This is a genomic window from Streptomyces sp. NBC_01116, from assembly GCF_041435495.1.
Taxonomy (GTDB): domain Bacteria; phylum Actinomycetota; class Actinomycetes; order Streptomycetales; family Streptomycetaceae; genus Streptomyces.
Map to the genome: position 1 here is coordinate 4,444,307 of NZ_CP108644.1, position 14,069 is coordinate 4,458,375.

Annotated in this window: 11 protein-coding genes; 9 read left to right on the forward strand and 2 right to left on the reverse strand. The window is 69.1% G+C overall.

Features of this window, described 5'->3' with window-relative positions; translation table 11 throughout:
• The first annotated feature begins 13 nt into the window (after nt 1–13).
• The 3 genes from OG245_RS19355 to OG245_RS19365 all read left to right on the forward strand — a co-directional run bounded on the left by OG245_RS19355 (nt 14) and on the right by OG245_RS19365 (nt 3,756).
• A complete protein-coding gene (locus OG245_RS19355; protein WP_371624746.1) occupies nt 14–844 on the forward strand; it encodes a Pvc16 family protein in 831 nt (276 codons plus the stop codon).
• Entirely contained in the window at nt 841–2,937 is a 2,097-nt protein-coding gene (locus OG245_RS19360) for an AAA family ATPase (RefSeq protein WP_371624747.1), read from the forward strand. Before OG245_RS19355 ends, OG245_RS19360 begins: the two co-directional genes overlap by 4 nt.
• A gap of 231 nt (nt 2,938–3,168) precedes the next feature.
• On the forward strand, nt 3,169–3,756 hold the full coding sequence (locus OG245_RS19365; protein WP_371624748.1) for an immunity 21 family protein: 588 nt from the start codon (nt 3,169–3,171) through the stop codon (nt 3,754–3,756).
• Between the two features lie 27 nt (nt 3,757–3,783).
• Here the strand turns inward: OG245_RS19365 and OG245_RS19370 are convergent, their stop codons facing one another.
• Both OG245_RS19370 and OG245_RS19375 read right to left on the reverse strand, forming a co-directional pair.
• The gene (locus OG245_RS19370; RefSeq protein WP_371624749.1) at nt 3,784–4,551 is read right to left on the reverse strand and encodes a transposase; all 768 of its coding nucleotides are present in this window, start codon (nt 4,549–4,551) and stop codon (nt 3,784–3,786) included.
• A 415-nt stretch (nt 4,552–4,966) separates the two neighbouring features.
• Nucleotides 4,967–8,680 (reverse strand): hypothetical protein, encoded by a 3,714-nt coding sequence (locus tag OG245_RS19375; RefSeq protein WP_371624750.1) that lies wholly within the window; start codon nt 8,678–8,680, stop codon nt 4,967–4,969.
• A gap of 320 nt (nt 8,681–9,000) precedes the next feature.
• Between OG245_RS19375 and OG245_RS19380 the strand changes: the two genes are divergently transcribed.
• The 6 genes from OG245_RS19380 (at nt 9,001) to OG245_RS19405 (ending at nt 14,065) form a co-directional block, all read left to right on the forward strand.
• Nucleotides 9,001–10,578 carry a phage tail sheath family protein gene (locus OG245_RS19380; protein ID WP_371624751.1) on the forward strand — a complete coding sequence of 526 codons (1,578 nt, stop codon included), beginning with the start codon at nt 9,001–9,003 and terminating at the stop codon, nt 10,576–10,578.
• A gap of 62 nt (nt 10,579–10,640) precedes the next feature.
• On the forward strand, nt 10,641–11,084 hold the full coding sequence (locus OG245_RS19385) for a phage tail protein (protein WP_018960795.1): 444 nt from the start codon (nt 10,641–10,643) through the stop codon (nt 11,082–11,084).
• Complete coding sequence (locus tag OG245_RS19390; protein ID WP_371624752.1) at nt 11,084–11,539, forward strand: hypothetical protein; 456 nt, start codon at nt 11,084–11,086, stop codon at nt 11,537–11,539. Before OG245_RS19385 ends, OG245_RS19390 begins: the two co-directional genes overlap by 1 nt.
• Nucleotides 11,536–11,679, forward strand: a complete 144-nt coding sequence (locus tag OG245_RS19395) for a DUF6760 family protein (protein WP_371624753.1) — start codon at nt 11,536–11,538, stop codon at nt 11,677–11,679. The genes OG245_RS19390 and OG245_RS19395 overlap by 4 nt, the downstream gene beginning before the upstream one ends.
• A 1,458-nt stretch (nt 11,680–13,137) precedes the next feature.
• Nucleotides 13,138–13,560, forward strand: coding sequence for a hypothetical protein (locus OG245_RS19400; protein ID WP_371624754.1), 423 nt, complete (start codon nt 13,138–13,140; stop codon nt 13,558–13,560).
• 67 nt (nt 13,561–13,627) lie between these two features.
• Nucleotides 13,628–14,065, forward strand: a complete 438-nt coding sequence (locus OG245_RS19405; RefSeq protein ID WP_018488496.1) for a phage tail protein — start codon at nt 13,628–13,630, stop codon at nt 14,063–14,065.
• Nucleotides 14,066–14,069: the final 4 nt, after the last annotated feature.

The following is a 14,069-nucleotide window of genomic DNA, read 5'->3' on the forward strand; positions in this document are numbered from 1 at the left end:
AGGCGGTCACCGGATGATCCATGAGGTGGACGACGTCCTGCGGACCCTGATCCGGGCCGAGGTGCTGGAGGGCCGTCAGATCGCGGTGGTCTTCGACGCCCCGACCCGGGAGTGGGCGGCCAAGGTCAACGCCCCGATGGTCAACCTCTACCTCTACGACATCCGCGAGGACATGCGGCGGCGGGAGCGCGGCCTGCACAACGAGTACGACGAGCGAGGGGCGATCGTCGCGCGCCGCCGCCCGCCCCGCTTCTTCAAGCTGTCGTACCTGATCACGGCGTGGACGAAGCGCCCCGAGGACGAACACCGGCTGCTCTCCTCGCTGCTGGCCTGTCTGCTGCGGTACGAGGCGCTGCCGCCGGAGCGGCTGGCGGGCTCGCTGGCCGAGGTCGGGGCCGCCGTCCCGATGTCGATCGCCCTGCCGCCGCCGGAGGACCGGTCGTTCGCCGATGTGTGGAGCGCGCTCGGGGGCGAGCTGAAACCCTCGCTGGACCTGGTGATCAGCGTTCCGGTGACGGCCTCGCCGGTCTACGAGGCGGGCCCGCCGGTGGGCGACGAGGGACTGCGGGCGCAGTTCGGGGACGTGCCCGCGCCGGTTTCCGGGGAGGGCGCGGGTGCGGGCGCGACGGAGGCGCAGCCGGGCCGGCCGGGGCTGCCGGTGTACGGGTCGCGTCCCGGCCGCCCGGCTCGGGAGTCTTCCACCGCGTCCGCGTCCACGGGCGGGGCGCGTGGACGGGCGGTGTCGCTGCGGATCACGGAGCGGCGGGGCACGCCACCTGAGGAACGGGCCATGCCACTGCCACCTGAGGGGCGGGCCACGCCGCCCGAGGGCGGGGACGTATGACGGCGCGGGACGCCGTCGACCCGGACCTCCGCCATCTGCTCGCCCGGGCGGCGGCCGTGGAGCGGCGCATCCGGCACGCGGTGGAGCTGCGGCGGACCACCGATCCGGACCCGGACGACGACTTCCGGGGGCTGTATCTCACGGACGACAGCATCGTGCGGTTGCTGGACGAGGAGGGGGCGAGGGGGTTCCCGACGCCGGACGGTTCCTCGGCCGAGGGTCCGCCGGCCGGGGAGGGGGCCGCCGGGGCGGAGGCGGACTCCCGACTGGCTTCGCTCGCTCGGGAGTTCGGGCTCACACCGCTCGACACGGAGATCCTGCTCATCGCGCTCGTACCGGATCTGGACGACCGCTTCGAGGCGTTCTACGGCTATCTGAACGACGACGTGTCCCGTCGCCGCCCGTCCATCGGGCTGGCCCTGGGCCTGTGCGGAGTGGCTCTCTCCGACCCGGCGGCCCGTGCCCGGCTGGCCGCGGGAGCACCGCTCCGGGCCGGTGGGCTGCTCCTGGCGGAAGACCTGAACCGCCCGTTCCTGAGCCGCGCGCTGCGGGTGCCGGACCGGGTGGCCGCGCACCTGCTGGGCGACGACACCCCGGACCCGCGACTGGCGGACCTGCTGGCCCCGTGGCAGGCCGTGCCCGGAGTGGGTGACCCGGCCCCGCTCGCCGGGGTCCTCGCCGACGGCGTCCGGCTCGCTTACCTGAGCGAGGACCAGGGCGGAGCCGGCACGGCGCTGGCAGCGTCGGCGCTGACGCGGGCTGGCCGGGGCGTCCTGGGCCTGGACCTGGCCCGCCTGGCGGAGGACCCGTCGCCCGCCGAGGCGGTGAACGCCCTGGTCCGGGAGGCGCGCCTGACGGGGGCGGGCCTGGTCTGCGCGCCGCTGGACGCGGTGTCCCGGGAGCGCCCGGGGCTGCTCAGGCTCCTCACGGCGACGCCGGTCCCCACGGTCCTGGTGGGCCGGGCGCCCTGGGACGCGTCCTGGTCGGTCGCCCCGCCCCTGCTGCTGCACGCGCCCCGGGTGGAGCCGTCGGCGCGGGGGGCGCTGTGGCGGGACGCGTACCGGCTCCGGGAGGACGCGCCGCTTCCGGCCGCCATCGCCCCGGACCAGTTGCTGGCCCCGTTCCTCCTGACCCCGGAACAGATCACCGGCGCCGCCCGCTCCGCCGCCCAGGCGGCCCGGCTGGCGGGCGGCGAGCTCACCGCGGACCACGTACGGCGGGGGGCCCGCGCCCAGAACGCGGCGGGCCTGGACCGGCTGGCCCGCCGCATCGAACCCACGGTGACCTGGGACGACCTGGTCCTCCCGCCCGACACCCACACCCAGCTCCGCGAACTCACGGCCCGCGCCCGGCACCGCGACCGGGTGTTGGGGGAGTGGGGGATGCGGCCGGGCGGGGGCCGGGGCCGAGGGGTGTCAGCGCTGTTCGCGGGCGACTCCGGCACGGGCAAGACGATGTCGGCCGAGGTGATCGCCGCGGACCTGGGGCTGGACCTGTACACGGTCGACCTGGCGACGGTGATCGACAAGTACGTGGGCGAGACGGAGAAGAACCTGGAGCGGATCTTCACGGAGGCGGCCGGCGTGAACGGCGTGCTCCTCTTCGACGAGGCGGACGCGATCTTCGGCAAGCGCTCCGACGTGAAGGACGCGCACGACCGCTACGCCAACGTGGAGAGCGCGTACCTCCTGCAACGCATGGAGTCCTTCGACGGCCTGGCCATCCTCGCCACCAACCTCCGCGCCAACCTGGACGACGCCTTCACCCGCCGCCTGGACCTGGTCATCGACTTCCCGGTCCCGGACCCCGAACAACGCCTGCTCCTCTGGGACCGCTGCCTGGGCCCGACCCTCCCGCGCGGCACGGACCTGGACCTGCCCTTCTGCGCCGAGAACTTCGAACTGGCGGGCGGCAACATCCGTTCGATCGCGGTGACTTCGGCGTACCTGGCGGCGGAGGCGGGGGACGCGGTGACGATGGAGACGGTGATCCACGCGATCCAGCGGGAGTACCAGAAGCTGGGGCGGCTGACGCTGGCCTCGGAGTTCGGGCCGTATCTGGAAATGCTCGATCAACGGCCATCCTGTAACTGACTCTTGGCATGCTGGACAGCCTTGACTTCCTCGAGCACGCGGCGACGGTGAGGTCACTCCAGCGGGCAACAACACGCTCTACCAACGAGAAACAGGGCGTACTGCTTCCGTAGACGGTGGCGAACCTAAGGGCTGTCCCTTAGCTGCGGGTGCGGCAGACCCTGGGCCGTTCTTGCCCTGGTGCCGGTCGCCACCGTGGGCGTTGTCAGTGGGCGAGGGCACACTGATGTCATGAGCGCTTCTTCGTCTTCCGAAGCCGATGCGTCCTGCACCTCCCCTGTCTGGGTGGAGTCGATGGGCGGGCCTTTGATCGTCGTCCCCGTCTCCGCGTTGGCTGCATGGCGTGGGTGTACGGAGACCGGGGTCATGGTGGGGGACGCCACCGCTCCAGACGACTACGACCGGGTCTGCGCGGTGGACGGTCTGGCCGGTGTGATCAACGTTGGCGAGGACTGTGCGCAGGCACTGGTGTTGGCGGACGAGCCGGCCACCAGCTGTTTTTTGCCCGAGCATCGGGCCTTCCTGCGGTGGCTTGCGGCTGACTCCGAGGCCGGGCTGAAGGCGGCGGCCAGGGCTGTTCTTGCAGACCCCGCCACCGAGTGGGAGGAGTGCGGCACGTGGTCATCGGACGGTCCAGCCACACTCATGGACTCTGCCGAAGCAGGTTCCGCGCTGGACACCGGATATCCCGGCGGCGGGATGCCCTCACAAGCGTCGGTTGCGCTGCCCGCCGGCCGCTGGAGGGTCCGAGCCACCCATACCAAGGCGGACGAGGAGAACTGGGTCGGCCTGGTCCAGATGCTGCCCATCGATTCTTGAGCGGTCAGTTGCTTTGGTCGAGTGCGGTCACGTGCTGCGCGCAAGGTTGTGCAGATGGGCGATGCCGAGCACCGCGTGGTGGACACCTTCGCCTTTCAACCGGCAGTCGCGGAGGATCTTCCAGGTCTTCATCCGCGCGAAGGCGTGTTCGACGCGGGCGCGGACCTGCTTGTGCGAGCGGTTGTGCTCCTGCTTCCAGGTGGGTAGTTCCTCGCCCGGCCGTCGACGGTGTGGCATGACGACACCAGGGCCGGGATAGCCGCCGTCGGCGATGGTCATGGTCTTGCCGACGGCGGCCTTCACGCCGGATTCTTCCCATGCCTTGCAGTCATTGCGGTTGCCCGGCAGGGGCTGGCCGACTAGGACGACGAGGCGGGTGTCGGCATCGATGACGACCTGGTGGTTGGTGGAGTACCGGTAGTTCTTGGACTGTTCGGCCACCGTGTGGCCGCGGGTGGGAACCAGGGTGCCGTCCACGATGAGCGCGGTGCCCTTGGCGAAGCGAAGTCGGGGCCGCAGCGCGAGAAGGGGGCCAACCCGATCGATGATCCGGTCAACCGCGGACTTCGAGATCCCGAACAGCAGAGCCAGTTGGCGCATCGTCAAGTTCGTTCGCCAGTAAGTCGTGACCAGCAGCACCCGGTCTTCCAACGACAGGCTCCACGGCCGACCCCGACGCACTGCATCAGCCCCTTCACGGCGCAGCGCAGTGACCAACATACGGAAACAGCGCGGGCTCAAGCCGGTGAACGGGCCTATCCAAGACGGCTCCGATACCGTGATCACACCAGCCACATTAAGATCATCTTATCTGTGGTCAGCCGTTACGGGACAGCCCTTAGGTTTCGATCAGCTCGGGTATTCCGTGTGTACGGAGAATCCCTCTGCCGTAAGGCTCTCGAGAATCACTACAGGGCTGAATTCGTCCCGCTGCCGCAAATTGTCGAGGGCCTCGCAGAATTCCTGCTCCTGGCTTTCATGAGGAATGTCTACCCATAGATAGGAAGGCTCTTCCGGTTCCGCGGACATTCGGGTCATCGTCATCAGCACCAGTCCGGCACTGGGGTTCTCGGTCAGACGAACTATCCACCCCGAGTAGGGTGCCAACAGGTCAAGGAATCCAAGAGTCTCGGAGACGCTCGAGGCGCCCTTCCATCCCTTCGTCTTGAGTGCAAGGGAAATGCTTTTCCCAGACATGTGACCTCACTCTTCAGAAAGAATTACGCGTCGTGTAGTTGACTTGCCCCAGTGTGTCCCGTAAAGCATTTGCGTATTTATCGTTCCGGGCGAATATCATTTTCACGAACCCCGCCATGTCGGCACTCGATATCCTTCCGGCCTCGTATGCTGCGTATATGTCGTCGAATGAAGTGTCATGGAGTGTGAGAACCTCTTGTTCGATACCTGCATTCTGTAGAATCCCCATGCCCACGTTCCCGCCGTCTCTGGGACCCGTTGTGGGCACCGGGCGGCGGAAAGTGAAATCTTGCTCCCCTCCGGCGTAGAGCCCGATGGAACTGGTGACAATCTTGAAGTTCTTATGCCAGTCCTGACGGACATTCTTCTGTGTGGCATCCATCAGAGTGGCGCACAAGGGGCACGGGCTACGCGTAACTTTGATCATCAGATTCGCCCACGGATCCAGGTTCGGCGACCTCTCTGCGATCTCGGCTGGCGACGAGAGATACGACGTGAGGTTGCCGGCGAAAACGCCAAGTATCTGTTCCTCTGCATGCCAGCCGCGATGGTTTGCATCAGCTATTATGTCTGGTATCGGCTTGTTGCTGTTCGGGTGCGCCTTGAAGTATGATTCCACCGCTTTCTTGAAGGCTTTGGTGCTGCTCTTGCTTTCCCCTCGAATGTACTCCCGAAACCCGTCGGACCGCTTCAGTGCGCCGATGGCCACTGTGGGTACCCTGGCGGTTATCCATCCATATTTTGGCTTAGATTTCTTACTGCCATAGGCTCCACCGCGCAGATCATCCAGTCTGAAACGAGCGCTAAGACCACTGACCAGAGCGCGAAGGAAGCGGAGCGTCATAATCACTCTGGACGGACTCGCGGTAATGCTTACCTTCGACTCTCCCTCTCCTGTGGAGGAGGTCGAAATTTCCTTGAGTCCAAACTTTTTGAACTTCCGGACCACCGCATCAAGAATTTGGCGAACTTCGTCTGCTGAAGCGCCTTTGAGGTTCCTGTTTTTGAGTTCCCTGGAAACTCGGGAGTTCAGTTCCGCGTCCGATATTTTTCTCTCACGCTCGCCCGATGCGTTAGCCTGCTTCGTGCCTCTGTGGTCCGGGCGCTTCAGTTTCTGCCACAGCGCCCTCCCCTTCTTGGCGATAAAGTCGACGATCTTGTCGATGGCTCGCGTGACCGGTCGTGACACCGACTGGAAGACCGACTTGACCTTGTTGGCGAGGCCGCCGATGCCCAGTAGGGCGGCGAGGAAGCCGATCAGGAGGGGGACGCTAGAGGCGAGGGCGGCTTCGATGAGTTTGGGGACGCCGGCCTGGCCGCCGTTGGCTATGGCGATGACCGCGTCCAGGACCGCGTTGACGAAGTCCGCGATCTGCGCGCCCTGCGTCACGATGAACGTGACGATGTCGATGATTCCCTTGACCGCGCGGACGAACGCCGAGGCGGGGTTGAGCAGGGAGATGATCCAGGTGATGCCCGCGATGAGGACGGTGGGGATCAGGTAGGTCGTCAGCTTGCCGAGGATGGTGGCCTTGAGGTCGCCCGTCTCTGCCTGGATCTCCTTGACCGCGCCGGCTGGGCCCTCGGCGGCGAGGTTCTTTGCCACCGGGACCGAGGTTTCGACCGCGCTCATCGCTTCGTCGGGGACGCCCTTGCGGGTGACGCGGGTGCGGATGTTGTCCCAGGTCAGGCCGAGCATCGAGCCGATGAGCTGGATGATTCCCTTGAGGTCGAACTTGGCCGGGAGGTCCAGGCCCGCCTTGACCGCGGTGCCCAGGAGCCAGGAGACGACGCCGGTCTTCAGGTGGTCGGCGATGTTCGTGATGAAGAGGTTCAGGCCCGCGCCGACCGCTTTCACCAGGTTGCCCAGGAAGCCGATCGGGTCCTTGATGATCTTCATGATCGCGGAGGCGGCCTTGGCGAGGATGCCCAATAGCAGGTTCTTCAGCTCGTTGATCGTCTTGATGGCTCCGACGATGGCGTCCTTCGCCTTGTCGATCAGGCCCTTGTTGGCCTCCTGGAGCTTCTTGATCTCCTCGTCGATCTTGTTGAGGGCGGCGGTGTACTTCTGGGCCAGGTCCTGGACGAGCTGTTCCGACTTCTCGTCGACCGTGGCTTCCAGGTCGTCGAACTTGCCCGCGAAGTCCTTCGCCGCCTCTTCGCCGAACTGCTTCAGGTCGGCGGGGAGTCTGTCGACCTCGGCCTTCAGCTCCGTGCGGCCCTTGGCTATGCGGGCCTTCGCCCTGCCGAGTTCGGCGCCGATGATGTCCGCGACCGAGGAGATGACCGTCTGCATGCGGGAGACGTAGAGCTTGCGGGACTCCTGGTACAGGTCGTTCGCCGCTTTCGGCAGGCCGGCGAATTTGTCCTTGATCCAGCGGCCCTTGCCCATGAGGCCCGAGTACCGCTTGTCCTTGTACTTCTTCATCCGGCTCTTGTGGTCGGCCGTGAACGCGTCCCGCGCTGACTTCTCGCCCGACGTGAACGCCGAGTCCACCTTCTTGTCCAGGCCGGACAGGGTGTCCTCGACGTCCTTCTTCGTGCCGTCGTAGACCTTCTGGAGTTTCGCGGTGACCTCGGCGCGCTTCTTCTCGTCCTTCGACTTCGTGTCGTTCTTGCCGCCGTCCACCTGTTTGCCGGCGCTGGCCCGGGTCGCGGTGAGTCCCGCCATCGCCTGGGCTCCGGACGCGGCCGCGTTCTCCTTGGCGGTGGAGAGCTGCTGGTCCTCCGCCGCCTTTCCCTTCGCGGGGGCCTTCGCCGCGTCCGCCTCGGAGGTCTTCTTCGCCGACAGCGCCTCGGTGAACTCCGGTTCGTTGCCCTTGGCCAGCTGTTCCTCGGTGACCTCGGCGTCCGCCATCGCCTTGTCGTTCTCGGCCGGCCCCTCGGAGAAGTCCGTGACGGCCGCGGGCTGCTTCTCGGGCACCGCGTCCGGGGCGGACGGTGCGCCCGGATTGCCGGGAGCCTGGTCGGGGGAGAGCGGGGTGACCTCCTTGTCCTTGGCGGCCGAGGTGTCGGGCGGGGCCTTGGTGGCGGTGTCGATGTCCTTGGCGGAGGTCTCCTTGCCGTCGGTGACCTTGCCGTCGACCTCGGCCTTGACCTGGTCCGCCTTGCCGGACTTGGCGAACTTGTCGGCTTCGTCGAGGTTCTTGGGGGCCTGGGAGTCGATCGCCTTGTTCACCGCGTCGATGAACGCCTTCTTGTCGAACTCCCCGGGCTTCGCCGCGTTCATCTTCTCGGCATTCGCCGCCTTGCCCTGGGCCTCCTTGTCGTCCGGCGGGGCCACCGCCGCGTCCTGCGAGGCCTTCGACTCCGCCGCCGCCGGGGCGTGCGCTGCGAGCCGGGTCTTCTTCCCCGCCACATCCGCCTTCATGGTGCGGAAGCGGGCCGACTGCGCCGGCGGCGTCTTCACCGGCGAGGTGTAGCGCTGGGCGACCAGTCGCGACACCGCCCCGTTCCCCGCCATGCGTTGCAGCCGTTGGATGGAGCGGCGGTCGGGGCGCGGGGCCGCGGGGGCACGCTCCGTACGCGGCGCTTCCGAGCGGGAGATTTCGAGGGCCGCCCCGTGACCCGCGGCGTGTGCGGCGTCGAGGTTCGGGGCGTGTACGGCGTCGAAGTCCGGGGTGCGTACGGCATCGAGGTGCGGGGCGTGCACCGCGTCCAGGTCCGCTGTGCGTACGGCGTCGTGACGTGGTGGCGTGGCGGAAGGCTTCTCCGGAACCGCCTTCATCCGCCGACCCTCCCGCCTCTCCCGCTCCCGCCGGCCAGGAGGCCGCCCGGATGTGGTGCATGCGTGGTGGCTGCCACCGTGCCGGGGGAGCCGGGGACGTACGCAGCGCGCGCGTGCCGCGTACGGGGCAGGGCGGGGCGGCACCCGCGGCGCGGTCGTGTTGCCTCATCGGGCAGCCCTCGATGCGCGGCGGGGCGGCCGACCGTCCGTTCCCGGTGATCGCCCCCGTGACGAGAATGGCCCGCGTCACCCGGTCGAGCCGTGCGTTTCGGCAGTGCGTTCAGGCAGTGCGTTCAGGAGTGTGTCGAGGAGAGGCCCTTATGCCGTCGTACCTGTCCCCCGGCGTCTACGTCGAAGAGGTCGAGTCCGGATCCCGGCCGATCGAAGGGGTGGGCACCTCGGTCGCCGCCTTCGTCGGATTCGCCCAGAAGGGCCCGTTCGACGAGGCGACGCTGATCACCAACTGGAGCCAGTTCGTCGCCACGTTCGGCGACTTCGTCGACGGCACCTACCTCGCCTCCTCCGTCTACGGCTTCTTCGCCAACGGTGGCGGGGTCTGTTACGTCGTGCGCGTCGACGACGGCACGACGGCGGCTCACATCGGGGCCGACGGGGCCGAGGCGGGCGACACCGGGGAAGCCCGTGGGACCGGCGAGCTGCCCGTCGGCGCCGAGGTCCCGGTCGGGCCCTACGCCGTACGGCCCCGGCCGGGGGTGAGCGGCGAGATCAGCGTGGAGGTCGCCCCGGTCGAGAGCGACGATCCGCCCGCCGACGTCTTCCGGTTCCTCGTGAAGCGCGACGGACAGGTCGTGGAGACGTACCCCTCCGTCACCACCAAGCGCAGCAAGGACAACGTCGCCACCCGCGTCAACGCCACGTCCGAGCTGATCGAGGTACGGGAGTCGGGGCGCGGCGCCGCCCCCGCCCCGCCCGCGCCGCAGACGGTGGTCCTCGCTCCGGCCGCCCCCGCCGCCGGCAGCTCCGGAGCGATGGCCCCCGAGGTGTACGTCGGCGACGCCGACCGCCGTACGGGGCTCGGCGGCCTCGAAGCGGTCGACGAGGTCACCATGATCGCCGTGCCCGACCTGATGAGCGCGTACGAACGCGGGCTGCTGGACCTGGAGTCGGTCATCGCCGTCCAGCAGGGGCTGATCACCCACTGCGAGCTGATGGGCGACCGGGTGGCCATCCTCGACCCGCCGCCCGGGCTCACCCCGCAGCAGATCCGCGGCTGGCGCACCGGGCAGGCCAACTTCGACTCCAAGTACGCCACGCTCTACTACCCCTGGATCAGCGTCGCCGACCCCGCGTCCGGCCGCGCCACCCTCGTACCGCCCAGCGGGCACATCGCCGGGGTCTGGGCGCGCAACGACGACACGCGCGGGGTGCACAAGGCCCCGGCGAACGAGGTCGTCCGGGGAGCCGTCGCGCTGGCGACCCAGCTCACCAAGGGCGAGCACGACCTCCTCAACCCGATCGGGCTGAACTGCATCCGCGCCTTCCCCGGCCGGGGCATCCGGGTGTGGGGCGCGCGGACGCTGGCGTCCGACCCCGCCTGGCGGTATCTGAACGTCCGGCGGCTCTTCAACTACCTGGAGGAGTCGATCCTCGCCGGTACGCAGTGGGTCGTCTTCGAGCCGAACGACGACGCCCTGTGGGCCCGTGTCCGGCGCACCGTCTCGGCGTTCCTCGTCAACGAGTGGCGCAAGGGATCGCTGTTCGGGCTGACCCCCGAGGAGGCGTTCTACGTGAAGTGCGACCGCGAGACGAACCCGCCGGAGAGCATCGACGCGGGGCAGGTCATCTGCGAGATCGGGGTCGCCCCCGTCAAACCGGCCGAGTTCGTGGTGTTCCGGCTCTCCCAGCTGACCGGCGGCAGCGGTGGTGTCGACGAATGACCGGCCGCCGCCCCCGTCGGCCGCTGACAGCCCGTTCCTGAGTCCGGCGTAAGGAGTCCGCTGTGCCACTTCCCGATCTCGACAGTTCCGTCGGGCATTCCTTCGGCCTCGAATTCGACAGCGTCATCATCAAGCAGATCACCGAGGTCAGCGGTCTGAAGATGGAGCAGGACGTCATCGAGCTGAAGCAGAACACCTTCGACGGCAAGTACGCCATCAAGAAGCTGCCCGGCCGCCCCAAGGCCGGTGAGGTCACCGTGACGCGCGGGCTCACCGAGGACAACAGCTTCGAGCGGTGGATCAAGGACTCGCGGTTCGGCCGCATGACGAACGCCCGCCGTAACGGCGCCGTCATCGTCTACGACTACGAGGGCCTGCCGATCAAGCGGTACAAGCTCATCAACGCCTGGCCGAAGTCCCTGGAGATCGGCACCCTCAAGGCCGGCGACACCTCGGTGCTGACCGAGAAGCTGGCGATCACCTACGAGGCCATGGAACTCGACTGATGCGCCGCTCGGTCCAGTTCCAGAGCCCGGAGCAGGTCGAGGCCACGGCCGGGACACGGGGCGGCTCGACGGTTCAGCGGGAGCCCTTGCGCACGGAGTTCGGGTTCGAACTGCCCCGTGGTTACGTCGACGAGACGGGTGCGGTCCACCGCACCGGCGTGATGCGCCTCGCCACCGCTCGCGACGAACTCGTCCCCCTGCGGGACGACCGGGTCAGGGAGAACTCCGCCTATCTGTCGGTGGTCCTCATCTCCCGGGTCGTGACGCGCATCGGCACGGTCGAGGACATCCATCCCGGTGTCATCGAGGACCTGTTCGCCTCCGACCTGGCCTTCCTCCAGGACTTCTACCGCCGGATCAACGCCGAGGGCCATACCCGCGCCGCCGTCACCTGCCCATCCTGCGACGAGGAGTTCGCGGTGAATCTCGCCGGTGGCCGCCTGGGGGAATCGTGACGTACGCGGCCGACCTGCTCTACGAGGAGGTCGCGTACCTCGCCTACCACTTCCACTGGCAGCTGGACGATCTGCTGGACCTGGAACACCCGGAACGCCTGAAGTTCGTCGCGCAGGTCGCCCGCCTCAACGGGCACTGAGGCCCTGCCCGACGGCCGGGCGGGATACACCGCGCAGGGGAGGACGAGGAGCTCATGGGGTTGATGTCCTGGCTGCGAGGCGGCCGCGGTGCTGACCGCTCCGGCGATGCGCCCGCCCTCGCCCCTGCGCCCGTGCCTGTGGCCGATCGTGGCGAACGGGTTGACCTGAACCGGCTGGAGCCGATCCAGCGGGTGGTGTCCGGGCAGCGACTGACGGTGGGGCCGGCGGAGTTCGAGGCGTCGCTCACCACCCGCCAGGACACGGCCCTCGGGACTCCGCTCGGGCACCTGGTGAGCCCCGATGCCCCGGCCGGGCTGGTGCGCGGGGTCGGTGTGGCGGAGTCCGCGCCGGTGCCGTCGTCGGTCGCTGCTCAGCGGTCCGTGGACATGCCGGTGCGGGGCGCGGTGACCCACTTCGGGCGGGTGGGCGGGCCCGAGGCCGTGCCGGGGGTCGTTTCCGCGCCCCTATCCGCGCCCCCGCCCGTACCCGTACAGCGTCTGTATGGCGGTGAGCACTCGGCCATGACGTCCGCCCCCGGGGCGGAGAGCGGCCCCGGGGGCGAGGAGGAGTTGCCCGTGCGGCGCCTGGTGGGTGAGCGGTCCGTCGCGGCGGAGCCCGCGCCTCCGGTTCCGTCGTCCGACCCATCGTCCGCCCCGCCGTCCGACCTGCCGCCCGCCCCGGCCTCCGGCGGTGTCGGCGTTCAGCGGGCTTCGGTGCCTCCGGCGGGGGAACGGCCCCGGCGGGCGCCCGGGCTCGGTGCGCCCCTGCCCGGTCTGCCGCCGACCGCCCAGCGACGGGCCGCCTCCAGCCCGGAAGCCGCCGGGAGTCAGGTGCCGCCTGCTGCCCCTGCTGCGCCCGGCCCGTCCGAGGCCGTGTCGCCGGGAGGCGCGGACCAGCCCACTGCTCCCTTGCTCGGTGACGATCCGCTGGTGGGGGAGGTGTTCCCGAGCCGTCCCGATGATCTTGGAGTGGGGGCGCCTGCCTCTGTGAGTGATGTGAGCGGTGTGGGCAGTGCCGGTGATGCGGGCTTGGTGGGCGGTGCGGGTGGGGCCGAGGGGGGCGGAGGTGCCGGGGATGCCGGAAGTTCCCTCCAGAGGTCGGCCGGTCCGCCCGCCCCCTCCGGTCCGTCGTCCGCGCCTCCCGAGCCTCCCGCGCCTCCCGCCCCGGCTGACAGCGGCCCCATCGCCCCCCTCCTGGGTGACCGGCCCCTGGTTCCGCGGAACGTCGACGTACAGCGTGCAGCCGCGCCGGTTTCCGGGCCCGCGTCGGAGCCCGGCGGGTCGTCAGCCCCGCCCCCCGAAGGGGTGCCGGTCCGGTGGATCGGGGCGGAGGGCGGGGGGCAGGTGGCCGGGCCCGGTGTCTCCGTGGGGCCCGCGCCTTCGTTGTCCGCCCCCGCCGGACCGCCCTTCGCGTCCCTCCAGCGTCGGGCCGCCGGAGAGCCTCCGGTGCCGGCCTCGGTGGCGCGTTCCCTGCCGGGTTCCGGCAGTGGGCGTCGGCTGCCCTCGGCCGGTTCCGTGGCGGTGGCGGCCGGGGTGGCGCAGCGGATGGCCGACGGCAGTGTCGTCTTCGGGGGCGCGCCGTTCTCCGGAACCTCGCGGCCGGTCGTCCAGCGGGACTCCGAGGTGGCCGAGTCCGTCGAGGAACCGCCGCCTCCCGAGCCCGACCCCGTAACGGAACCGGAGGGCGGCGTGGAGGCCGGGCCCGGCCCCGTGACGGAGTCGGGAGGCGGAGCCGGGGCTGCTCCGAAGGACGGCAAGGGTGCTCCCGCCGTCACGGACGAGCTGGTCCGGGCCCTGTACGCCCCGCTGAGCCGGCTCCTGAAGAACGATCTCCGGCTGGAACGCGAACGCGCCGGCCATCTCATCAACACCCGCCACTGAAAGCCGAGTCGAAGCTCGGACCAAGCCTGATCGATCGGCTGCCCGACCGAACTGAGAGGTACGTGTCATGGCCACCGCCCAGGACAGCGACCCCGCCGTCAGCGTCTGCTTCGTCGTGACCATCGACGACATCGAGCTCGGGTCGTTCAACACGTGCGAGGGCCTCGGCTGCGAAGTGGTCCTCGAAACCCGGGAGGAGGGCGGCAACAACGGGCATCTGTGGCAGCTGCCGACCCGGCTGAAGTACAGCAACGTGAAGCTGTCCCGGCCGCTCACCCGGGAGACGGAGAAGGTGGCGCGCTGGTTCGCCACGATGACCACCGGGTTCAGCCGGAAGACCGCGCACATCGAGGCGCGGACCGGGGACGGGCAGAAGGTCGCCCAGTGGGGACTGCTGGAGGTCGTGCCCGTGCGGTGGACCGGGCCCTCGTTCACGCCCGAGTCGCCCAAGGTCGCGATGGAGACCATCGAGATCGCGCACCACGGTTACGTGATGGAGGGCTGAGGGC

Bases quoted from the DNA above. Each gene is read 5' to 3' on its own strand.
- OG245_RS19405 (WP_018488496.1), top strand. From the start codon at position 13,628: ATGGCCACCGCCCAGGACAGCGACCCCGCCGTCAGCGTCTGCTTCGTC.
- OG245_RS19360 (WP_371624747.1), top strand. From the start codon at position 841: ATGACGGCGCGGGACGCCGTCGACCCGGACCTCCGCCATCTGCTCGCC.
- OG245_RS19390 (WP_371624752.1), top strand. From the start codon at position 11,084: ATGCGCCGCTCGGTCCAGTTCCAGAGCCCGGAGCAGGTCGAGGCCACG.
- OG245_RS19365 (WP_371624748.1), top strand. From the start codon at position 3,169: ATGAGCGCTTCTTCGTCTTCCGAAGCCGATGCGTCCTGCACCTCCCCT.
- OG245_RS19375 (WP_371624750.1), bottom strand. From the start codon at position 8,680: ATGAAGGCGGTTCCGGAGAAGCCTTCCGCCACGCCACCACGTCACGAC.
- OG245_RS19380 (WP_371624751.1), top strand. From the start codon at position 9,001: ATGCCGTCGTACCTGTCCCCCGGCGTCTACGTCGAAGAGGTCGAGTCC.
- OG245_RS19355 (WP_371624746.1), top strand. From the start codon at position 14: ATGATCCATGAGGTGGACGACGTCCTGCGGACCCTGATCCGGGCCGAG.